Origin of the sequence: Streptomyces sp. ISL-100, assembly GCF_018614615.1 — a bacterium.
Classification (GTDB): domain Bacteria; phylum Actinomycetota; class Actinomycetes; order Streptomycetales; family Streptomycetaceae; genus Streptomyces.
On sequence record NZ_JAGGOK010000029.1, the window covers coordinates 69,139 to 90,335 of the forward strand.

The window sequence follows — 21,197 nt, forward strand, 5'->3', positions numbered from 1 at the left end:
TAAAGCGCCGGGCACACCTTTCCGAAATTCCGTGGGCGTCCGGGGCCGTCCGAGGCGCGGCCAGGGCGCCAATATCCTGGGGCGGCCTGTTCCGGCGCTACGAGAAAGGCCCCTGGTCAGCATGAAGCAGATCCCGGTCATCGTCCTCGCGGGCTTCCTGGGTTCCGGCAAGACGACCTTGCTCAACCACCTGCTCGCGCAGAGCCGGGGTACCAGGATCGGTGCGATCGTCAACGACTTCGGGGCCATCGAGATCGACGCGATGGCCGTTGCCGGGCAGCTCGGGGACTCCACCGTTTCGCTGGGCAACGGGTGTCTGTGCTGCGCCGTAGACGTGAGTGAGCTCGACGAGTACCTGGAGAAGCTGACCCGGCCCGCCGCACGTCTCGACGTGATCGTCATCGAGGCGAGCGGGCTCGCCGAGCCGCAGGAGCTGGTCCGGATGATCCTGGCCAGCGAGAACGAGCGGATTGTGTACGGGGGGCTGGCCGAGGTCGTCGATGCCGTCGAGTTCGAGGCGACGCGGGAGCGTCATCCCGAGCTGGACCGGCATCTCGCCGTCGCCGACCTCGTCGTGCTGAACAAGACGGACCGGGTGGGGGAGGAGCAGCTCGGGCGGGTCCTGGACACGGTTGGGGAGCTGAGCGGCGGCACCGCCGTGGTCCATGCGTCGTACGGGCGGATCGATCCGGAGCTGCTCTTCGACCCGGCGGTGCGGCCGGACGGCGAGGAGAAGGTGCGGCAGTTGTCGTTCGACGACCTGCGGAGCGAGGAGGAAGCGCACGACTGCCACGGCGATCATCTGCATGCGGCGTACGAGAGTGTCTCCTTCACCTCCGACGTGCCGATGAACCCGCGGCGGCTCATGGACTTCCTCGACACCCGGCCGGAGGGGCTCTACCGGATCAAGGGGTACGTCGACTTCGGTACGGCCGACTCGCGCAACCGGTACGGGGTGCATGCGGTGGGCCGGTTCCTGCGCTTCTACCCCGAGCCCTGGGGGCGCGACGAGCCGAGGATCACGCAGCTCGTGCTGATCGGCTCCGGGACGGACGACGAAGCGCTCGGCAAGGAACTCGCGGGCTGCCGGGCGGAGGGGGTGCGGGGTGCGGGTGCCGCTGCCGCTGCCGATGAGCACAGCATGTGGGGAGTGCTGCGGTACGTGCAGGGCGAGAGCTGAGAGCGGAGGGTTTTTCTTCCCCACCCCACCCCGCCCCTTCCCGAAGTCCTCAATCGCCGGACGGGCTGGAACGAAGCAGGGGCGCCTTGGCCGCCGGGGGCCGGGCGTGGGCAAGCGCGTGCTCGGCTGTCGGGCGTGCTCGGGCAAGCAGGGTGGGGTTTTGGGTGCCGGGCGGGCTTGGGGGGTCGGCCCGCCCGGCGGTTGAGGCTAGCGGCGGCTTGTTACACCGGGCCTGCCAGGGCCGCGACCGGCGTTTTCAGTGGGGTGCCTGAGCCGTCGCGGCGCGGGTCCTGTTCCGGCAGTTCCACCGGGGCGCCGTTCCCGGCTGCCGCTCGGGCCGGAGCCGTGCCGGCCCAGGCCAGGATGAGGATGTCCTCGCCCTTGAGGAACCGCTGGCAGCGCACGCCGCCAGTGGCCCGGCCCTTGCGCGGGTACTGGTCGAACGGCGTCAGCTTCGCCGACGTCTCCGTGTCGCCGAGCAGCGTGCCGGCCGTGCCGGCCACCGTGAAGACCACGGCGTCCGCCGCCGGGTCCACCGCGGTGAAGGAGATCACCTTGGCGCCCTCGGCGAGCTTGATGCCCGCCATACCGCCCGCGGCCCGGCCCTGCGGCCTGACCTGTCCCGCCGGGTAGCGCAGCAGCTGGGCGTCGTCCGTGATGAAGACCAGGTCCTCCTCGCCGGTGCGCAGCTCGGCTCCGCCGACGATCCGGTCACCGTCCTTGAGGGTGATGACCTCCAGTTCATCCTTGTTGGACGGATAGTCCGGGACCACTCGCTTGACCACGCCCTGCTCGGTTCCGAGCGCGAGCCCCGGCGAGGACTCGTCGAGGGTAGTGAGGCAGACCAGCGTCTCGTCCGGCTCCAGGGTCAGGAACTCCGTGACCGGCGCCCCGCCCGAGAGGTTGGGCGCGGAGGCTGTGTCCGGCAGCTGGGGCAGGTCGATGACCGCGAGGCGCAGCAGGCGGCCGGACGACGTCACCGCGCCCACGTCGCCACGCGCCGTCGCCGGCACGGCCGAGACGATCACGTCGTGCTTGGTGCGCCGGGCGTCGTCCAGGGCGAGGGGCTCACCGTTCGCGGTACGAGCCAGCAGCCCGGTCGAGGACAGGAGGACCCGGCACGGGTCGTCCGCGACCTCCAGCGGTACCGCGGCGACCGGCGAACTGCCGGACTCCAGCAGCACGGTGCGCCGGTCGGTGCCGAACTTCTTCGCGACCGCGGCCAGTTCGGTCGAGACCAGCTTGCGCAGCTCGGTGTCCGACTCCAGGATCCCGGTCAGCTCGTCGATCTCGCCGGTGAGCCTGTCGCGCTCGGCCTCCAGCTCGATCTTGTCGAACTTGGTGAGCCGGCGCAGCGGCGTGTCCAGGATGTACTGCGTCTGGATCTCGCTCAGCGAGAAGTGCTCGATCAGCCGCTCCTTGGCCTGCGCCGAGTTGTCGCTGGAGCGGATGAGGCGGATGACCTCGTCGATGTCGAGCAGCGCGACGAGCAGGCCGAGCACCAGGTGCAGCCGGTCGCGCCGCTTGGTGCGGCGGAACTCGCTGCGACGGCGTACGACCTCGAAGCGGTGATCGAGATAGACCTCCAGCAGCTCCTTGAGGCCCAGTGTCAACGGCTGACCGTCCACCAGTGCCACGTTGTTGATGCCGAAGGTCTCCTCCATCGGCGTCAGCTTGTAGAGCTGCTCAAGAACGGCCTCGGGGACGAAGCCGTTCTTGATCTCGATGACCAGACGCAGGCCGTGCGAGCGGTCCGTGAGGTCCTTGACGTCCGCGATGCCCTGGAGCTTCTTCGACGAGACCAGGTCCTTGATCTTCGCGATCACCTTCTCCGGGCCGACCGTGAAGGGCAGTTCGGTGATCACCAGGCCCTTGCGGCGCGCCGTCACGTTCTCCACGGTGGCCGTCGAGCGGATCTTGAAGGTGCCGCGGCCGTTCTCGTACGCGTCCTTGATCCCGCCGAGGCCGACGATCCGGCCGCCGGTCGGCAGGTCCGGGCCGGGCACGAAACGCATCAGCGTCTCAAGATCCGCCCCGGGGTGCTTGATCAAGTGCCGCGCGGCGGCGACGACCTCGCCCAGGTTGTGCGGCGGCATGTTCGTCGCCATGCCGACGGCGATCCCGGACGCGCCGTTGACCAGCAGGTTCGGATACGCCGCGGGAAGTGCGACCGGCTCCCGCTCCTGCCCGTCGTAGTTGGGGTTGAAGTCGACCGTGTCCTCGTCGATCGATTCCGTCATCAGCGACGTGGCGTCGGCCATCCGGCACTCGGTGTACCGCATGGCGGCCGGCGGGTCGTCGTTGCCCAGCGAGCCGAAGTTGCCGTGCCCGTCGACCAGCGGCAGGCGCATCGAGAAGGGCTGAGCCATCCGCACGAGGGCGTCGTAGATCGACGCGTCGCCGTGCGGGTGCAGCTTTCCCATCACTTCGCCGACGACACGGGCGCACTTCACATAGCCGCGGTCGGGCCGCAGCCCCATCTCGTTCATCTGGTAGACGATGCGTCGGTGCACCGGCTTCATGCCGTCGCGGGCGTCGGGCAGCGCTCGCGAGTAGATCACCGAGTACGCGTACTCGAGGAAGGAGCCCTGCATTTCGTCGACGACGTCGACATCGAGGATCTTCTCCTCGAACGCATCGTCCGGCGGCGGGGTCTTCGTGCTGCGGCGGGCCATCGCGGCTGCGGCTCCTTCGCGGTTCTGTCGGGGTGAGTTCTTGGGTCTGATGCCGACCATTGTGGACCGGCCCACTGACAACGCCGACCTCGACCCGTCCGTAGCGCCTACTCGGCGCCCGGGCGGTGCCTGCTCGTGCGTTCCCCGAGGGCGTACACCGGCCGGGAACTTCGCCAGGTGTCAGTGCGCTTGCATACAGTGGCAGGACTTCTTCATATCGCGATCGAAGGGACGTACATGCCCATGGGTCACACGGCCACAGCGCAGGCCGGTTCCGGCGGCCTGACAGCGACCGAGCACCGGCTGGCCAATGGCCTGCGCGTGGTGCTCTCCGAGGACCACCTGACCCCGGTCGCCGCGGTCTGCCTCTGGTACGACGTGGGTTCGCGCCACGAAGTCAAGGGGCGCACCGGTCTGGCTCACCTCTTCGAGCACCTGATGTTCCAGGGCTCGGCGCAGGTCAAGGGCAATGGTCACTTCGAGCTGGTGCAGGGTGCGGGCGGTTCGCTCAACGGCACGACCAGCTTCGAGCGCACCAATTACTTCGAGACGATGCCCGCCCACCAGGTGGAGCTGGCTCTGTGGCTGGAAGCCGACCGGATGGGCTCGCTGCTCGCCGCGCTCGACGAAGAGTCCATGGAGAACCAGCGCGACGTCGTCAAGAACGAACGCCGCCAGCGGTACGACAACGTTCCGTATGGCACCGCGTTCGAGAAGCTGACCGCCCTCTCGTACCCGGAGGGCCACCCGTACCACCACACGCCGATCGGCTCGATGGCCGACCTGGACGCCGCGACCCTCGAAGACGCGCGCGCCTTCTTCCGTACGTACTACGCGCCCAACAACGCGGTGCTCTCGGTCGTCGGCGACATCGACCCGGTGCAGACGCTCGCCTGGATCGAGAAGTACTTCGGCTCCATCCCGCACCACGACGGCAAGCAGCCGCCGCGTGACGGCACGCTCCCCGAGATCATCGGCAAGGAGATCCGCGAGGAGATCCGCGAAGAGGTCCCGGCCCGCGCGCTGATGGCCGCCTACCGGCTCCCGCACGACGGCACCCGCGAGTCCGACGCCGCCGACCTGGCCCTCACCGTCCTCGGCGGCGGCGAGTCCTCCCGGCTGCACAACCGCCTGGTCCGCCGCGACCGGACGGCTGTCGCCGCCGGCTTCGGACTGCTGCGCCTCTCCGGCGCCCCCTCGCTCGGCTGGCTCGACGTGAAGACGTCGGCCGGCGTCGAGGTGCCCGACATCGAGCGCGCCGTCGACGAGGAGCTGGCCCGTTTCGCCGCCGAGGGCCCCACGCCCGAGGAGATGGAGCGCGCGCAGGCCCAGTTGGAGCGCGAGTGGCTCGACCGGCTCGGTACGGTCGCGGGCCGCGCCGACGAACTGTGCCGGTACGCCGTCCTGTTCGGCGACCCGCAGCTCGCCCTGACCGCCGTCAAGCGCGTCCTGGACATCACGGCGGAGGAGGTCCAGGCGGTCGCCAAGGCCAGGCTCCGCCCGGACAACCGCGCGGTCCTGGTGTACGAGCCCACACATGCCGAGGACGCAGCCGCCGCCGCAGCCACCGACGAGACCGCAGCCGCCGCCGGCGAGACCGGAACGCAGGAAGGGGCGGACAAGTGACCGACACCGCAGCCGTCAGCATGAAGTTCCACCCGCAGCCGCAGGGGGGCACCCCCACGCCGTGGGCCTTCCCCGCCCCCGAGCGCGGCGCCCTGCCCAACGGCCTGACCGTGCTGCGCTGCCACCGCCCCGGTCAGCAGGTCGTGGCCGTCGAGGTCTTCCTCGCCGCCCCCCTGGAGGCCGAGCCGACGGGCCTGGACGGCGTGGCCACGATCATGGCGCGGGCCTTCTCCGAGGGCACCGACAAGCACTCCGCCGAGGAGTTCGCCGCCGAGCTGGAGCGCTGCGGCGCCACGCTCGACGCGTACGCCGACCATCCGGGCGTCCGGGTCTCCCTGGAGGTCCCCGTCTCGCGGCTGCCCAAGGCTCTCGGCCTGCTCGCCGACGCGCTGCGGGCGCCCGGCTTCACGGACAGCGAGATCGAGCGCCTGGTGGCCAACCGGCTCGACGAGATCCCGCACGAGACGGCCAACCCGTCCCGCCGCGCGGCCAAGCAGCTCTCCAAGGAGCTGTTCCCGGCGACCTCGCGCATGTCGCGGCCGCGCCAGGGCACCGAGGAGACGGTGGAGCGTATCGACTCCGCCGCCGTGAAGAGCTTCTACGCGGCGCACGTGCGTCCCGCGACCGCCACCGCGGTGGTCGTCGGCGACCTCGAAGGCACCGACCTGGACGCGATCCTCGCCGACACCCTGGGCGCGTGGAAGGGTGACACCGCCGAACCCCGTCCCGTGCCGCCGGTGACGGCCGACGACACGGGCCGTGTGGTCATTGTCGACCGGCCCGGCGCGGTCCAGACGCAGCTGCTCATCGGCCGGATCGGCCCCGACCGGCACGACCGTGTCTGGCCGGCCCAGGTCCTCGGCACGTACTGCCTGGGCGGCACGCTCACCTCCCGCCTGGACCGCGTCCTGCGCGAGGAGAAGGGCTACACGTACGGCGTGCGCGCCTTCGGCCAGGTGCTGCGCTCCGCGGCCGACGGTACGGGCGCGGCGATGCTGGCGATCAGCGGCTCGGTGGACACGGAGTCCACCGGACCGGCGGTCGAAGACCTCTGGAAGGTGCTGCGCACCCTCGCGGCCGAGGGCCTCACCGACGCCGAGCGCGACGTCGCCGTACAGAACCTGGTGGGCGTCGCGCCGCTCAAGTACGAGACGGCCGCGGCCGTCGCCGGCACGCTCGCCGACCAGGTCGAGCAGCACCTGCCGGACGACTTCCAGGCCCAGCTGTACGCCCGCCTCGCCGAGACAGGCACCGTGGAGGCCACCGCGGCGGTCGTCAGCGCCTTCCCCGGGGACCGCCTGGTCACGATCCTCGTCGGGGACGCGTCGCAGATCGAGGAGCCCGTCAGGGCGCTCGGCATCGGCGACGTGAAGGTGGTCGCAGGCTGACGCGTGGTCGCCGACTGACCGCGTTACACCCCAAAGCGGGAGATTGAGGGACCCCGGCGGCCGAAAGGCTGCCGGGGTCATTCCTGTATGTCCGTTTTGTTGTGGAGGTTGCCTGTCTGACCTGTGGGGTGCGTTACAAAACGCCGTGTCTGTTTGGTGATTAAAAGATGTCCCGCTTAGCGTCTCTCCGGCTGTCCGTCAGCAGTGAGCCGCATCCGCGGCACCGGGCAGCCATCGCCGAGTCCCCGTCAGGCGCGAGCCTGGGGAGCCGGGGACCCAATCAGTCCCTGGGGTGAATCGGACGTCCTGTGTGCGTACGTACGCAGGGGTCCGTTGGAGACCTACCTGCTCCGAACCCGTCAGCTAACCCGGTAGGCGAGAAGGAAGGAAAGGATCAGCCACTCCATGGCGTTCACCCGTGCCACCGGGAAGCACCGTCGTCCGAGCCGCCTGACGCGCAGAAGCGCGAACATGGCGGGCGTCGCCGCCCTCGCGACGACCGGCGTCATCGGAGGCCTGGCCTCTCCGGCCCTCGCCGCCGAATCCGCCCTCGCCGTCGAGGACACCGGCCTCACCCAGGCCATCGTCATCGGCGACTCCCTCGCCGACCAGATCGCCGCTCAGGCCGAGAAGCAGCAGCAGGCCGCCGACAAGGCGGAGGCCGAGCGTAAGGCAGAGGCCGCGCGCAAGGCCGAAGCCAAGCGCAAGGCGGAAGCCAAGGCCAAGGCCGAGGCGGAGGCGCGGGCCAAGAAGGAGCGCGCCGCCCGCGAGGCCAAGGAGCGCGCCGCCCGCGAGGCCAAGGAGCGCGCCGCCCGCGAGGCCAAGGAGCGCGCCGCCCGCGAGGCGGAGCGCAAGCGCCTCAACGGCTACACCCTCCCGGTCGCCGGCTCTTTCGTGACCACCGGCTACAAGACCGGCGGCAACCTCTGGTCCTCCGGCAGCCACTCCGGCGTCGACTTCCGCGCCGCGTCCGGCAGTTCCGTCGTCTCCGTCGGTGCGGGCACCGTCGTCGAGGCCGGCTGGGGCGGGGCGTACGGCAACAACATCGTCATTCGCATGAACGACGGCACGTACACGCAGTACGGCCACCTGTCGTCCCTCGGCGTCTCCGTCGGCCAGAGCGTCGCCTCCGGCCAGCAGATAGGCCTCTCGGGCTCGACCGGCAACTCGACCGGCCCGCACCTGCACTTCGAGGCCCGTACGTCGCCCGACTACGGCTCGGACATGGACCCGGTCGCGTACCTGCGCGCGCACGGCGTGAACGTCTGACGGCTCGGCCGCCCGTTCGTCGTCCAGAAGGCCCCGGCTTCCCGCCGGGGCCTTCCGCATGTCCAAAAGCCGTCCATGGATTCCCACCCCCCGTCGGAAATTGAGGAATGCTGCAATAGAGTCACCGAACAAGCGTCGATCGACCGCGTCTCGCGGGGATTAAGGCGGAGGTTCGGTCATGCGCATTCCCGCGCAGTCGGTATGCACGGCAATCCGTGACGACATCGTTTCCGGTGTCTTCGCGCGGGGCAGCCGGCTCACCGAAGAGCTGCTGGCGCGCCGTTACGGTGTCTCCCGCGTCCCGGTGCGCGAGGCTCTGCGCACGCTGGAGTCGGAGGGGTTCGTCACCACCCGGCGGCACGCGGGCGCCTGCGTGGCCGAGCCCACCGAGCAGGAGGCCGCCGACCTCCTGGAGGTCCGGACACTGCTCGAGCCGCTGAGTGCGGCCCGCGCCGCCCAGCGGCGCACCGAGGCCCACCTCAAGGTGCTGCGCGGCCTGGTCAGGCTCGGCCAGGAGCGGGCCCGCCGGGGCGAGGGCGAGGATCTGCGCTCCCTGGGCACCTGGTTTCACGAGACGCTCGCCCAGGCGTCCGGCAGCCCCGGCCTCACGGCGCTGCTCACCCAGCTCAGGCACAAGATCGCCTGGATGTACGCCGTCGAGCGGCACGCCCGCCCCGCCGAGGCGTGGGCCGAACACGCCGCGATCGTCGACGCCGTGGCGCGCGGCGACGCGGAGCGGGCCCGGTCGCTGACGGCCCTGCACGCCGAACGGGCCTTGGCCGCACACCGGTTGCGGCGCCCCGGCCCGGAGCGCGAACGAGAGCGCGAACGAGAGCGCGGGCAAGGACGCGTGAGGACTTCGCAACATGCCGTAAACACCGTGAGTGGCTGCCATTAACAGCCGCGCCGTATACAAAGAGGGTGAATTGGCGGGGCCTTGTTTCCGCTGCCTGCATTTCGCGGTGCACTGCCCCGCATAAAGCAAAGGAGCCGTGGCAACCCGAATTCGGGTTGCCACGGCTCCTTCGTGAGAATTCGCCCGACCGAGTGGTCAGACGGTCTCGGGAAGCTCGTCCAGGCCCTCGGAAACCAGCTTCGCCAGGCGGTCGAGAGCGGCGTCGGAGCCGTCGGCCTCGGAAGCGAGCACGATCTCTTCGCCACCCTGCGCGCCCAGGCCGAGCACCGCGAGCATGGAGGCGGCGTTGACCGGGTTGCCGTCGGCCTTGGCGATCGTCACGGGCACACCCGAGGCGGTCGCGGCGCGAACGAAGATGGAGGCGGGCCGGGCATGCAGGCCTTCGGCCCAGCCGACGGTGACACGGCGCTCAACCATGGTGTTGCCCTTCATGTTCTAACGGTTGTCTAGACCAGTCTCTCACGGTGCGCGGGGCGGCCGTGCCCTCGGGCCTGTGCCGCCCCGCGCCGAAGTCCCAGTCTGCCGCCTCAGCCTGCCTCGCCCCGAGCGGCCCCGCGACCCGTAGGCTTTCGTCATGCAGCCCCCGCTGGAGCAGGCCCCGCCGGATCGAAACGGGCACCACGCGTACCCGGCTCACTGGGAAGCCGACGTGGTGCTGCGTGACGGAGGTACGGCGCGGATCCGGCCCATCACCGCCGATGACGCCGAGCGCCTGGTCAGCTTCTACGAGCAGGTGTCGGACGAGTCGAAGTACTACCGCTTCTTCGCGCCGTACCCGCGCCTCTCCGCCAAGGACGTCCACCGCTTCACCCACCACGACTATGTGGACCGGGTGGGTCTGGCCGCCACGGTGAGCGGTGAGTTCATCGCCACCGTCCGGTTCGACCGCATCAACGCGCAGGGGCGCCCCTCTTCCGGCCCTGACGCCGACCTGGCCGAGGTCGCCTTCCTGGTCCAGGACGCGCACCAGGGGCGCGGTGTCGCCTCCGCCCTGCTCGAACACATCGGTGCGGTCGCGCGGGAGCGCGGCATCCGGCGCTTCGTGGCGGAAGTACTGCCCGCCAACACCAAGATGATCAAGGTCTTCACGGACGCGGGCTACACCCAGAAGCGCAGCTTCGAGGACGGCGTCGTCCACCTCGAATTCGACCTGGAACCGACCGACCGCTCCGTCGCCGTCCAGCGTGCCCGCGAGCACCGCGCCGAGTCCCGCTCCGTGCAGCGCCTGCTCGGACCCGGCTCGGTCGCGGTCGTCGGGGCGGGGCGCGCGCCGGGCGGTGTGGGGCGTACGGTCCTGCGCAATCTGCTCGCCGCCGGATTCACCGGTCGTACGTACGCCGTGAACCGGGCCTTCCCCGAGGACCTCACCGAGCTGGACGGCGTGCCCGCGCACCGCTCCGTCGCCGGGATCGGCGAGGCCGTCGACCTCGCGGTCGTGGCCGTACCGGCGGAACGGGTGCCGGAGGTGGTCGCGGACTGCGGCGAGAACGGCGTCCAGGGCCTGGTGGTCCTGTCCGCCGGGTACGCCGAGAGCGGGGCCGAGGGGCGGGCGCGGCAGCGGGAACTGGTGCGGCAGGCGCGCTCGTACGGCATGCGCATCATCGGCCCGAACGCCTTCGGGGTCATCAACACGTCGGAGGCCGTTCGCCTCAACGCCTCGCTCGCGCCGGAGCCGCCGGCGCGGGGGCGCATCGGGCTGTTCACGCAGTCGGGCGCGATCGGGATCGCGCTGCTGTCGGGGCTGTACCGGCGGGGCGCGGGCCTTTCGTCGTTCATCTCGGCCGGCAACCGGGCGGACGTGTCGGGCAACGACTTCCTCCAGTACTGGTACGACGATCCGGACACCGATGTCGTCCTCCTCTACCTGGAGTCGATCGGCAACCCGCGCAAGTTCTCGCGCCTCGCCCGGCGCACGGCGGCGGAGAAGCCGGTCGTCGTGGTGAAGGGCGCGCGCCACAGCGGGAGTACGCCGCCGGGGCACGCGGTGCCCGCCACGCGCATCCCCGACGCGACGGTGTCCGCGCTGCTGCGGCAGGCCGGGGTCATCCGCGTCGACACGGTGACGGAACTCGTCGACGCGGGGCTGTTGCTGGCGGGCCAGCCGCTGCCGTCCGGGCCGCGGGTCGCGATCCTGGGCAACTCGGAGTCACTCGGCCTCCTGACGTACGACGCCTGCCTGGCGGAAGGCCTTCGCCCGCTCCCGCCGCTCGACCTCACGACGGCCGCGACTCCGGCGGACTTCCGCGCGGCGCTGGACGAGGCGCTGGCCGGCGGGGCGTGCGACGCGGTCGTGGTGACGGCGATCCCGTGGGTCGGCGAGGGGGGAGTGACGGAATCCGGCGACGGAGAGGTGCTGGCGGCGGCGCTGCGGGAGGCGGCGGCCTCGGGGCCGGCGAAGCCGGTGGCGGTGGTGCACGTGGAGATGGGCGCGCTGGCGGACGCGCTCGCCGCGGCGACGAGCACGGCCCCCGTCCAGAACCGGGGCCCCGCCCCGGACCCCGGTCCTCAAACGCCGGACGGGCTGGATGTTGCCCCGAGGATGCCCGCCGGGCCGGGAAATCGGGCCCAGGGGCTCGCCCCCGGTTCCGGGAACCGCATCCCCGCCTACCCCGCCGCCGAGCGCGCCGTCCGCGCACTCGCCGAGGCCGTCAAGTACGCGCAGTGGCGGCGCCAGGCCGCCGAGCCCGGGCGGGTACCCGAGTACGACGACATCGACGAGGCAGGGGCCGCGGACCAGATCCACGCACTGCTGGGCGCGGGCGGGCGCGCGGGCGGCACCGGCCCCCGCTCCATGCCCCTGACCGGCGACGCCGCCCGCGAGCTCCTCGGGCGGTACGGCATCGACGTACGGCCGACCCTGCCCGCGCCCCGCCCCGACGACGCCGTCGCGGCGGCCGTCCGGCTCGGTTACCCCGTCGCGCTCAAGACCACCGCCCCGCACCTGCGCCACCGCCCCGACCTCGGCGCCGTACGCCTCGATCTTGCCGACGAGACGGAACTTCGCAGGGCCTACGAGGAGTTGACCGGAGCCCTCGGCAAGCCGGAAGAGCTTCACCTCGTCGTCCAGGCCATGGCCCCCCGCGGCGTCGACACCGTCGTCAAGGCGTCCATCGATGCCGCGGCCGGCGCCGTCCTGTCCTTCGGGCTCGCCGGAGCAGCCTCCGAGCTGCTCGGGGACATCGCGCACCGGCTGGTCCCGGCCACCGACCGGGACGTCGCCGAGCTCATCAGGTCGATCCGGACCGCCCCCCTCCTCTTCGGCTGGCGCGGCTCGGACCCGGTCGACACCGCCGCACTCGAAGAGCTCCTGCTGCGCGTGTCACGGCTCGTCGACGATCACCCGGAAGTGGTCGGTGTCGCCCTGGAGCCCGTGGTCGTCGCCCCGCACGGCCTGTCCGTCCTCGGCGCGACCGTACGTCTCGCGCCCGCGCCCGCCCGCGACGACCTCGGCCCCCGCCGCCTCCCCAGCTACTGACCCGGGCAGTCATCCACAGGCCCGGCATCGAGGCCCCCGGAGCCCCGTAGGATGGAGGGCATGGCGAAGACCGGTACGACGACCCAGGGGCTGCGCGCGGCGATCGAGCGCAGCGGCTACTACCCGGCCCTCGTGGCCGAAGCGGTGGAGGCCGCTGTCGGCGGCGAGCCGGTCTCTTCATACCTGGTGCACCAGGAGACGACCTTCGACTCCAACGAGGTCCGGCGGCATGTCACGGTCCTCGTCCTGACCGGCAACCGCTTCATCGTCAGCCACACCGACGAGCAGGCCGCCGACACCACCTCCCCGGCGCCGTACGCCACCACCTCCACCGAGTCGGTCAAGCTCGACCGGATCTCGTCCGTCGTGGTCAGCCGCGTCGTCGCCAACCCGGAGAAGTACGTGCCGGGCACCCTGCCCCGCGAGGTCGTCCTGACCATCGGCTGGGGCGCCGTATCCCGTATCGACCTGGAGCCCGCCGCCTGCGGCGACCCCAACTGCGAGGCGGACCACGGCTACACCGGCAACAGCACCGCGGACGACCTGAGCCTGCGCGTCAGCGAGGCCGGCGACGGTCCGGACACCGTGCGCCAGACGCTCGCGTTCGCGCAGGCGCTCTCCGAAGCGACCGCCGCGGCCGACCGCTGATGGCACTGCCCGCCTGGTCCGACCCGGTTCCGCTCGCCCTGGACACCGCGCCCGTGCCCGAATACGGCAGCGGTTCGCTCGCCGACCTCCTGCCGACCCTCGCGGCAGGCATGGACGTACCGGGGATGACCGCGACGATCCCCGAGCTGACGCCCGCCGACCGGAACTGCGTGTTCCTCATAGACGGTCTCGGCTGGGAGCAGATCAAGGCGCACCCGGAAGAGGCCCCGTACCTCTACTCCCTCCTCGGCAGCTCGCGCGGCGGCACCGGCCGCCCGCTCACGGCCGGGTTCCCCGCGACCACCGCGACCTCGCTCGCCTCGGTCGGCACCGGCATGCCGCCGGGCGCCCACGGCTTGCCCGGTTACACCGTCCGGGATCCCGACACCGGCTCGCTGATGAACCAGCTGCGCTGGAAGCCGTGGACCGACCCGCACGTCTGGCAGCCGTACCCCACGGTCTTCCAGCTCGCGGACGCCGCGGGCGTGCAGACCGCGCAGGTGTCCTCCCCGGACTTCCAGCACACCCCGCTCACCAAGATCGCGCTGAGCGGCGGCACGTTCCGCGGCAAGCTGACCGGCGAGGACCGCATGGACCTCGCCGCCGAGCAACTGGCGGCGGGCGACCGGTCGCTGGTCTACACGTATTACAGCGAGGTCGACGGCAAGGGCCACCGCTTCGGCATGGACTCCGACGCCTGGCGCGGCCAGCTGATGTACGTCGACCGGCTCGCCCAGCGCCTGGCCGAGCAGCTGCCGCCGCGCGCCGCCCTGTACATCACCGCCGACCACGGCATGATCGACATCCCCTTCGACGAGGAGTCGCGCATCGACTTCGACGAGGACTGGGAGCTGAGCGCCGGCGTCGCCCTGCTGGGCGGCGAGGGACGGGCCCGTCATGTGTACGCCGTCCCGGGCGCCGAGAACGACGTGCTCACCGTCTGGCGCGAGGTGCTCGGCGAGCAGTTCTGGGTGGCGAGCCGGGACGAGGCGATCGCGGCCGGCTGGTTCGGCCCGGTGATCGACGAGCGGGTTTACGGACGCATCGGTGACGTCGTCGCCGCGTCCCACGACGACGTCGTGGTCATCGCGTCGCGCCGTGAGCCGCACGAGTCCGCGATGGTGGGCATGCACGGTTCCATGACGGCCGCCGAGCAGCTCGTCCCGCTCATCGAAGTCCGCTCGTAACCTCCGCCGCACGCGCGCCCCGCCCCGAACAGACCCGAAAGGCCCTCAACCCCTCATGCCCGAGCTGGTGTTCTTCTCCGGAACGATGGACTGCGGAAAGAGCACCCTCGCTCTTCAGATCGAGCACAACCGGTCCACACGCGGCCTCCAGGGCATGATCTTCACGCGCGACGACCGGGCCGGCGAGGGCAAGCTCTCCTCCCGCCTCGGCCTGGTCACCGACGCCGTCGAGGCCGCCGAGGGCTTCGACTTCTACGCGTACCTCGTCGCCCATCTCTCCCAGGGCAACCGCGCCGACTACGTGATCGTGGACGAGGCGCAGTTCCTCGCCGGCGAGCAGATAGACCAGCTCGCCCGCGTCGTCGACGACCTCGACCTCGACGTCTTCGCCTTCGGCATCACCACCGACTTCCGCTCCAAGCTCTTCCCGGGATCGCAGCGCCTGGTCGAACTCGCGGACCGGGTGGAGGTGCTCCAGGTCGAGGCGCTGTGCTGGTGCGGCGCGCGTGCCACGCACAATGCCCGCACGATAGGCGGCGAGATGGTCGTCGAGGGCGCCCAGGTCGTCGTCGGTGACGTCAACCAGTCGCCGGACGAGGTCGGTTACGAGGTGCTGTGCCGCCGTCACCACAGGCGCCGGATGACGGCCGCGGCCGCGCACGCCGGGGCCCTGTCGCCCGACGTGCTGCCCGTCGACCCGTTCTCCCTCGCCGACCCCGTCAGCCGGTCGGCGGCGTCGTAGCAGCCGTTGTAGCCGTCGTTACGATTGTGAACACCGCGCCCTCAGGATCCGATACGGTCGCCACCCGGCCGGCGGCCGCGTCGTGGGGCGGCTCCAGCACGTGCCCGCCGAGCTCCGTCACCAGTCGGGCCCACTCGTCGGTGTCCTCGACTTCGAAGTACGTCATCCAGTGCGCGCCCCTGTCGCGCGGCAGGGCCTGTCCCACGCCGCGCACGGAGGCCACCGGCCGGCCTTCGAGGAGCAGCGTCAGATGGCCGAAATCGGCCGGTGCCCCCGCTGCCCCCGCTTCCACGTCGTAGCCGAATACCGCCTCGTAGAACTTGCCGACCGTCGACGTCTCGCGTGTCAGCAACTCGTTCCAGACCGGGGTGCCATGGGTGCCGGCCAGCGCGGTGCCGAGGTGGGCCGAGGCCTGCCAGATGCCGAAGACCGCGCCCGCCGGGTCCGAGCCGATCGCCATCCGGCCGGCGTCCGCCGCATCGAGCGGCCCGACGCCGACGGTGCCGCCGTGGCTCCTGATCGACTCGGCCGTGACATCGGCGTCTTCGGTGGCGAGGTACGGCGTCCAGGCGATCGGCAGATGCCGGTCGGGCGGCAGTTGTCCGATGCCCGCGATCTCCTTGCCGTCGAGCATCGCCCGTACGTACGGGCCGAGCTGCTGCGGGCCCGGCCGGAACTCCCAGCCGAACAGCGCTCGGTAGAACTCCTGGGTGGTGGCCAGGCCGTGCACCATCAGGCTCACCCAGCAGGGCGCACCGGGCGTCGGCCGCCGGGTCGCTGCCTCGGTCATCGTCACTCTCTCCTCGGACCATCGTGGTGGTGGTCGTGCGGGAACGGGCGCCCCCGTCATGAAGCCGTGAATCCGTGAAGCTGTGGAGGGGCGCGCCCGTGCAGATGCTTGCACCACCTGTCGTGCCGCGCGTCCCGGCCGCGCCGCTTTCTGTGAGTTCCCGCAGGAGAATGCCCGATTTGGCATTTCCCGCCCGTTTCGGTGCCATGGCCGTACGGTGTCGGTCGGTGTCGGCCGTACTGCGGGCTGCGCGAGGATGGCACTTATGAATGCCACCATCACCGCAGCCGAACTCGCCGGCGAGCTCACCGGAGACCGGCCGCCGGTCCTCCTGGACGTCCGCTACCAGATGGGCGGGCCGCACGGCCGCGCCGCGTACGAGGCCGGTCACATTCCAGGAGCGGTCTTCGTCGACCTTGAAGCGGAACTCGCCGGTCCGCCGGGCTCCGGCGGCCGCCACCCGCTCCCCGACGTCGAGGCCTTCGGCGCCGTCATGCGCCGCGCCGGCGTCCGTCACGACACCCCGGTCGTCGTGTACGACGGCGGGCAGGGCTGGGCCGCGGCGCGCGCCTGGTGGATGCTGCGCTGGACGGGCCACCCCGGCGTAAGGGTCCTGGACGGCGGTCTCGCGGTGTGGGAGGGCCCGGTCGAGTCCGAGGTACCGGCCCCGGCTACCGGCGATTTCCAGCCAGTTCCCGGCGCCGTACCGCTCATTAACGCCGACGGCGCCGCCGAGCTGGCCCGCACGGGTCTGCTGCTCGACGCGCGGGCGGGGGAGCGGTACCGGGGCGAGGTGGAGCCGATCGACCGGGTCGCCGGCCACATCCCGGGCGCGGTCTCCGCCCCCACCATGGAGAACGTCGGTCCCGACGGCCGCCTGCTCCCCGCGCCGGAGCTGGCCGCCCGCTTCAAGTCGCTCGGCGCCGAGGAAGCCCCGGCGGTCGGCGTCTACTGCGGCTCGGGTGTCTCCGCGGCCCAGCAGGTGCTGGCGCTGGAGGTCGCGGGCATCCCGGCGGCGCTGTACGTGGGGTCGTGGTCCGAGTGGTCGGCCGACGAGTCCCGTCCCGTGGCGACCGGAGCCGACCCCCGGTAACTCGGCGGGCCGTAACCCGGGCTGAAATCCGGACTGAAATCCGGGCCGTGACTCAGGCCGTAACTCCGCATGCCGAGGGGCCCGTACGCGGTCCGTACGGGCCCCTCGGCTCAAGGCGTCTAGTCCTGCTTCTTACGGCGCGTACCGAACACGATCTCGTCCCAGCTCGGTACTGCCGCCCGCCGCCCGGGGCGGACCCCGTCGGCCTCGGCCTGGCGGTCCGTCGTACCGGTGAGCCGGTCGCGGTGACCGGCGACGGCGCGCGGCATGAGCACATCGGCGTACGCCGAACCGGCTCCCGAGGCGGCGGATGCCGCGGGCTCCTCGGCCTCCGGCTCCTGCGCGGCGTCGGGCTCGGTCGTCGGCGGCTCCGGCGGCGGCGCGGGACGCTCGGGCACCACCATGTCGCCGCGGAAGCTCGGTACCGCCTCCAGCAGGCTGGTCAGCGAATCCCGCTCCTCCTCAGCATCGGGCGCCGGCGCGGTCGGCCGGTCCATCTGCCGGTCGAGCGCGCGGTCCAGCGGCCGGTCGCGGGGCAGCCGGGCGATCCGCGGTACGAACGGGAAGCTCGGCTCGGGCGCTGCCGCCATCGCCGTGTCGTCCGTCTCGCCGATCAGCGCGCGCGCCTCGTCGTCCACGGCCTGTACGAGCCGCCGGGGCGGGTCGTACGTCCAGCTCGCGGAGTGGGGCTCGCCCGCCACGCGGTAGACCAGCAGCACTTCCCACGTACCGTCGTCGCGCCGCCAGGAGTCCCACAGGACCGTTTCCTTGTCGGCGCCGCGCAGCAGCAGCCGCTCCTGCACCGCCTCACCGAGCTGCGGTCCGGTCCCGGTGTTCTCACCGGGGCGGCGTACGGGCGTCTTCCTGGCGCGCTCGGCCATGAAGGCGCGTTCGGCGAGCACGGGTCCTTCGAACCGGCGGACGCGGTCCACCGGGATGCCGGCGTGCTGTGCGACCTCTTCAGCAGAGGCACCGGCGCGTATACGCGCCTGGATGTCACGAGGACGGAGGTGGCTCTCCACCTCGATCTCGATCTGGCCGAGACGGGCGCGGTCGTTGCGCACCGCGGCACGCAGCCGCTCATCGATTGGAAGCGTGTACTCCGTGCTGTCAGCAGCCTTCAGCACCAGTCGTGTGCCGTCATTCGAGACGGCCACGACACGCAGTTCGGGCATGGGAACCTCCCGGGTGGTGCCTGCCGACGTCACGTGCGTCGCTGCTTCCGCTAGTCGAGTGTGGCCTGCCCGGGTGCAGCCTGCCACAACCTTGCCCAGTTGCCCGGCGTGTCGGGCATCAGCCCGGGATTGCCGTTATGGCACGGTTACCATTTCGCCACTCACCGTGACCGTTTCGTCACTGTCAGCGGCGGGCGTCCGCGATGAAGGCCGGACCCAGGGCTCGTCACAGTACTCCATTCGGGCCATGGGGGTGGACCGGCGCGCCACCGAAGTTCTCCTGGGGTACGGGAGTTGAGCCGTCGGTTTGCCGCCGAGTGCCCTCTGTAGTGGTCTGCTTCACGGAATCGCCCGAAACGGAACTATCTACTTCTCCCAAATGTCCCTTCATGTTGCAGGGTTGAACAGATGGGCCAGATGGGTGAGATGGACGAGATGGTCTTAGTCGCCCAGGACTCGGCGCAGGTAGTCGTTGGCGAAGAGCCGCTGCGGGTCCAGCCGGTCGCGCAGCGCCGTGAACTCCGCGAAGCGCGGGTAGGCCCCGGCCAGATACTCCGCGTCGCGGGTGTGCACCTTGCCCCAGTGCGGCCGCCCGCCGTGCGCGGTCATGATCCGCTCCACCGCGGTGAAGTACGCCTGGTACGGCGTCCCCCGGTAAAGGTGCACCGCGATGTACGCCGTGTCTCTCCCCGACGCCGTGGAGAGCGTGATGTCGTCCGCCGGAGCCGTGCGTACCTCCACCGGGAAGCTGACCCGCAGCGGCGAGCGCTCGATCAGCGCCTTCACCTCGCGCAGCGCCTCTACCGCCGACGCGCGCGGAACGGCGTACTCCATTTCCATGAAGCGCACCCGGCGCGGGCTTGTGAAGACCTTGTAGGGGATGTCCGTGTATGTACGGGCGGACAGCGCGCGGCTGGAGATCTTGGCGATCGCGGGGACGGCCGAGGGAAACGCCCGGCCCACCGAACAGGCCACCTGGAAGACACCGTTGGAGAGCAGCTCGTCCTCGACCCAGGAGCTGATCCTGCCGGGCGGGGCCGAGGGGCCCGCGCTGCGGTTGTTGCGCTTGGTGTTGCAGTTGCCGGTGTGCGGGAACCAGTAGAACTCGAAGTGCTCGTTCTCCGCGTGCAGCGCGTCGAAGTCCGCCGTCACCCGGTCGAATGTCATCGGCTCTTCACGGGCCGTCAGCAGGAAGACCGGCTCCACGGCGAAGGTGACCGCCGTGATGACGCCCAGCGCGCCCAGCCCCACCCTCGCCGCCGCGAAGACGGCTCTTTCTTCGGCGGTCCCCTTTTCCGAGCAGGTAAGCAGCGACCCGTCCGCCAGGACCAGTTCCATGGCGCGGATCTGCGCGGCCGTCGAAGCCGAGTCCCGGCCCGTGCCGTGCGTACCCGTGCTGGTCGCGCCGGCCACCGTCTGCTCCATGATGTCGCCCATGTTGGTGAGCGACAGGCCTTCCCTCGCCAGGGCCACGTTCAGGCGCTTGAGCGGAGTGCCGGCCTCCACGGTCACGGTCCCGGCCACGCGGTCGATGTCGCGGATGCCGGTCAGCAGGTCGGGGCGTATCAGCACACCGTCGGTCGCGGCGGCCGCCGTGAACGAGTGGCCCGTGCCGACCGGCTTCACCTTCAGGCCGTCCTCCGCGGCCCTGCGCACGGCCTCCGCGAGCTCCGCGGCCGAGGCCGGGGTCACTTCCCGCGCCGGACGGGCGGTGACGTTCCCCGCCCAGTTACGCCACGTGCTCGCCGTCCTGGACGCCGTCCTTGATGTGCTCGCCATCTGTGCCGTGCCCTCCCCGTGTCGGCGCCGGCGTCCGCAGCCGGCGATACCCCAGGAACGCCACCAGAGCCGCGAGCGCTCCCGCCGCGACGGGCACCGCGTACCCCGCGTCCGCCCCCGCCGCGTCGACCACCCAGCCTGCGGCCGAGGAACCGAGAGCGACTCCGACGGCGAGCCCGGTTCCTGTCCAGGTCATGCCCTCGGTCAGTTTGGTGCGCGGTACGTGCTGCTCGATGAGAGCCATTGTGGTCACCATCGTCGGTGCGATGGAAAGGCCCGCGACAAAGAGCGCCACGGCCAGCAACGGCAGGTTCCCGGCCAGTAGGAGGGGGATCATACTCACGGCCATCGCGCAGACGCCCACCAGCCACCTGGTGGACGCCCGGCCCTTGAGATGCAGCAGCCCGAAGACGGCTCCCGCTAGGCAGGAACCGAGCGCGTACACGGCCAGGACGAGGCTGGCGGCGGCCTTGTGGCCCTGTTCCTCGGCGAACGCCACCGTCACGACGTCGATAGACCCGAAGATCGCACCGACGGCCACGAAGGTGGCCACCAGCACCTGCAGCCCGCGGGAGGCCAGCGCGGAGCCGCCGGTGTGCTCGTCGCGCGGGTGCGGGACGGGCTCGGTGGCGCGCTGGGAGGTCAGCCAGAAGACGCCGATGGCCAGGAAGACGGCGGCGAGCAGCGGACCGGCCTCGGGGAACCACGCGGTCGACAGCCCGATGGCGATGATCGGTCCGAAGATGAAGCAGACCTCGTCGGCGATCGACTCCCAGGAGTACGCCGTGTGCAGCTCGCGCGGGGAGCCGCGGTAGATCTCCGCCCAGCGGGCCCTGACCATCGAGCCGACGCTCGGTACGCAGCCGGCACCCGCCGCGAAGACGAACAGCGTCCAGTCGGGCGCGCCCTGCTGGGCGCAGATCAGCAGCCCCGCGACGGCCGCGACCGCGACCAGGGTGGCGGGGCGCAGGATGCGGCGCTGCCCGTACCGGTCGACGTACCGCGATATCTGGGGACCCATCACGGCGGCCGCCATGGCGAGGGTGGCGGAGAGGGCGCCCGCGAGCCCGTACCGGCCGGTGAGCTCGGAAATCATGGTGACGATGCCGATGCCCATCATGGAAATCGGTATGCGGCCGAAGAAGCCGGCGACGGAGAACGCCTTGGTGCCTGGGGCGGCGAAGATCGCGCGGTACGGGCTGGGCAACGGGGCGCTCCGGTAAGGCGTACAGATGGGACTTGCATCTTACGGCT

Annotated in this window: 16 protein-coding genes and 1 riboswitch; of the genes, 10 read left to right on the forward strand and 6 right to left on the reverse strand. The window is 71.2% G+C overall.

What is annotated here, in order from left to right; all coding sequences use genetic code 11:
* Positions 1-121 precede the first annotated feature (121 nt).
* Positions 122-1,180, forward strand: coding sequence for a GTP-binding protein (locus J7E89_RS12930; RefSeq protein WP_214972928.1), 1,059 nt, complete (start codon positions 122-124; stop codon positions 1,178-1,180).
* Between the two features lie 221 nt (positions 1,181-1,401).
* Here J7E89_RS12930 and J7E89_RS12935 read toward each other — a convergent pair whose 3' ends face one another.
* Complete coding sequence (locus J7E89_RS12935) at positions 1,402-3,855, reverse strand: DNA topoisomerase (ATP-hydrolyzing) subunit A (protein WP_214972929.1); 2,454 nt, start codon at positions 3,853-3,855, stop codon at positions 1,402-1,404.
* A gap of 237 nt (positions 3,856-4,092) precedes the next feature.
* On the opposite strand from J7E89_RS12935, the gene J7E89_RS12940 reads away from it, so the two are divergent.
* From J7E89_RS12940 to J7E89_RS12955, 4 genes are all read left to right on the forward strand, one after another.
* On the forward strand, positions 4,093-5,481 hold the full coding sequence (locus J7E89_RS12940) for a pitrilysin family protein (RefSeq protein ID WP_214972930.1): 1,389 nt from the start codon (positions 4,093-4,095) through the stop codon (positions 5,479-5,481).
* Between the two features lie 20 nt (positions 5,482-5,501).
* On the forward strand, positions 5,502-6,869 hold the full coding sequence (locus tag J7E89_RS12945) for a pitrilysin family protein (RefSeq protein WP_214973145.1): 1,368 nt from the start codon (positions 5,502-5,504) through the stop codon (positions 6,867-6,869).
* A gap of 225 nt (positions 6,870-7,094) precedes the next feature.
* Positions 7,095-7,262: riboswitch (cyclic di-AMP (ydaO/yuaA leader) on the forward strand.
* Between the two features lie 12 nt (positions 7,263-7,274).
* Positions 7,275-8,138: a cell envelope integrity protein TolA gene (gene tolA / locus J7E89_RS12950; RefSeq protein WP_214972937.1), complete on the forward strand. Its 864-nt coding sequence runs from the start codon at positions 7,275-7,277 to the stop codon at positions 8,136-8,138.
* A 178-nt stretch (positions 8,139-8,316) separates the two neighbouring features.
* Positions 8,317-9,036 carry a GntR family transcriptional regulator gene (locus J7E89_RS12955; RefSeq protein WP_214972939.1) on the forward strand — a complete coding sequence of 240 codons (720 nt, stop codon included), beginning with the start codon at positions 8,317-8,319 and terminating at the stop codon, positions 9,034-9,036.
* Positions 9,037-9,189: 153 nt separating this feature from the next.
* Here the strand turns inward: J7E89_RS12955 and J7E89_RS12960 are convergent, their stop codons facing one another.
* Positions 9,190-9,471 (reverse strand): HPr family phosphocarrier protein, encoded by a 282-nt coding sequence (locus J7E89_RS12960; RefSeq protein WP_069930388.1) that lies wholly within the window; start codon positions 9,469-9,471, stop codon positions 9,190-9,192.
* Between the two features lie 157 nt (positions 9,472-9,628).
* On the opposite strand from J7E89_RS12960, the gene J7E89_RS12965 reads away from it, so the two are divergent.
* Genes J7E89_RS12965 through J7E89_RS12980 form a run of 4 tightly spaced genes read left to right on the forward strand, consistent with a single transcriptional unit; the run spans position 9,629 to position 15,106 of the window.
* A complete protein-coding gene (locus J7E89_RS12965) occupies positions 9,629-12,529 on the forward strand; it encodes a bifunctional GNAT family N-acetyltransferase/acetate--CoA ligase family protein (RefSeq protein WP_214972942.1) in 2,901 nt (966 codons plus the stop codon).
* A 60-nt stretch (positions 12,530-12,589) separates the two neighbouring features.
* Positions 12,590-13,177 carry a DUF5998 family protein gene (locus J7E89_RS12970; protein WP_214972944.1) on the forward strand — a complete coding sequence of 196 codons (588 nt, stop codon included), beginning with the start codon at positions 12,590-12,592 and terminating at the stop codon, positions 13,175-13,177.
* Positions 13,177-14,364 carry an alkaline phosphatase family protein gene (locus J7E89_RS12975; protein ID WP_214972947.1) on the forward strand — a complete coding sequence of 396 codons (1,188 nt, stop codon included), beginning with the start codon at positions 13,177-13,179 and terminating at the stop codon, positions 14,362-14,364. The genes J7E89_RS12970 and J7E89_RS12975 overlap by 1 nt, the downstream gene beginning before the upstream one ends.
* 55 nt (positions 14,365-14,419) lie before the next feature.
* A complete protein-coding gene (locus J7E89_RS12980; protein WP_214972949.1) occupies positions 14,420-15,106 on the forward strand; it encodes a thymidine kinase in 687 nt (228 codons plus the stop codon).
* On the opposite strand, the gene J7E89_RS12985 is transcribed toward J7E89_RS12980, so the two are convergent.
* Complete coding sequence (locus J7E89_RS12985; protein ID WP_214972951.1) at positions 15,084-15,896, reverse strand: VOC family protein; 813 nt, start codon at positions 15,894-15,896, stop codon at positions 15,084-15,086. The genes J7E89_RS12980 and J7E89_RS12985 overlap by 23 nt on opposite strands.
* Before the next feature lie 265 nt (positions 15,897-16,161).
* Between J7E89_RS12985 and J7E89_RS12990 the strand changes: the two genes are divergently transcribed.
* Positions 16,162-16,989, forward strand: a complete 828-nt coding sequence (locus J7E89_RS12990) for a sulfurtransferase (protein ID WP_214972953.1) — start codon at positions 16,162-16,164, stop codon at positions 16,987-16,989.
* A 119-nt stretch (positions 16,990-17,108) separates the two neighbouring features.
* On the opposite strand, the gene sepH is transcribed toward J7E89_RS12990, so the two are convergent.
* From sepH to J7E89_RS13005, 3 genes are all read right to left on the reverse strand, one after another.
* The gene (sepH, locus tag J7E89_RS12995; protein ID WP_214972955.1) at positions 17,109-18,164 is read right to left on the reverse strand and encodes a septation protein SepH; all 1,056 of its coding nucleotides are present in this window, start codon (positions 18,162-18,164) and stop codon (positions 17,109-17,111) included.
* Between the two features lie 441 nt (positions 18,165-18,605).
* Positions 18,606-19,943 carry a D-arabinono-1,4-lactone oxidase gene (locus tag J7E89_RS13000; protein ID WP_214972956.1) on the reverse strand — a complete coding sequence of 446 codons (1,338 nt, stop codon included), beginning with the start codon at positions 19,941-19,943 and terminating at the stop codon, positions 18,606-18,608.
* The gene (locus J7E89_RS13005; RefSeq protein ID WP_214972957.1) at positions 19,894-21,150 is read right to left on the reverse strand and encodes an MFS transporter; all 1,257 of its coding nucleotides are present in this window, start codon (positions 21,148-21,150) and stop codon (positions 19,894-19,896) included. Before J7E89_RS13005 ends, J7E89_RS13000 begins: the two co-directional genes overlap by 50 nt.
* Between the last annotated feature and the right edge of the window lie 47 nt (positions 21,151-21,197).

Bases quoted from the DNA above. Each gene is read 5' to 3' on its own strand.
- J7E89_RS12965 (WP_214972942.1), top strand. From the start codon at position 9,629: ATGCAGCCCCCGCTGGAGCAGGCCCCGCCGGATCGAAACGGGCACCAC.
- J7E89_RS12970 (WP_214972944.1), top strand. From the start codon at position 12,590: ATGGCGAAGACCGGTACGACGACCCAGGGGCTGCGCGCGGCGATCGAG.
- J7E89_RS13000 (WP_214972956.1), bottom strand. From the start codon at position 19,943: ATGGCGAGCACATCAAGGACGGCGTCCAGGACGGCGAGCACGTGGCGT.
- tolA (WP_214972937.1), top strand. From the start codon at position 7,275: ATGGCGTTCACCCGTGCCACCGGGAAGCACCGTCGTCCGAGCCGCCTG.
- J7E89_RS12985 (WP_214972951.1), bottom strand. From the start codon at position 15,896: ATGACCGAGGCAGCGACCCGGCGGCCGACGCCCGGTGCGCCCTGCTGG.
- J7E89_RS12980 (WP_214972949.1), top strand. From the start codon at position 14,420: ATGCCCGAGCTGGTGTTCTTCTCCGGAACGATGGACTGCGGAAAGAGC.
- J7E89_RS12960 (WP_069930388.1), bottom strand. From the start codon at position 9,471: ATGGTTGAGCGCCGTGTCACCGTCGGCTGGGCCGAAGGCCTGCATGCC.
- J7E89_RS12975 (WP_214972947.1), top strand. From the start codon at position 13,177: ATGGCACTGCCCGCCTGGTCCGACCCGGTTCCGCTCGCCCTGGACACC.
- J7E89_RS12955 (WP_214972939.1), top strand. From the start codon at position 8,317: ATGCGCATTCCCGCGCAGTCGGTATGCACGGCAATCCGTGACGACATC.
- J7E89_RS12930 (WP_214972928.1), top strand. From the start codon at position 122: ATGAAGCAGATCCCGGTCATCGTCCTCGCGGGCTTCCTGGGTTCCGGC.
- J7E89_RS12935 (WP_214972929.1), bottom strand. From the start codon at position 3,855: ATGGCCCGCCGCAGCACGAAGACCCCGCCGCCGGACGATGCGTTCGAG.
- J7E89_RS12940 (WP_214972930.1), top strand. From the start codon at position 4,093: ATGCCCATGGGTCACACGGCCACAGCGCAGGCCGGTTCCGGCGGCCTG.
- J7E89_RS12990 (WP_214972953.1), top strand. From the start codon at position 16,162: ATGAATGCCACCATCACCGCAGCCGAACTCGCCGGCGAGCTCACCGGA.
- J7E89_RS12945 (WP_214973145.1), top strand. From the start codon at position 5,502: ATGAAGTTCCACCCGCAGCCGCAGGGGGGCACCCCCACGCCGTGGGCC.
- sepH (WP_214972955.1), bottom strand. From the start codon at position 18,164: ATGCCCGAACTGCGTGTCGTGGCCGTCTCGAATGACGGCACACGACTG.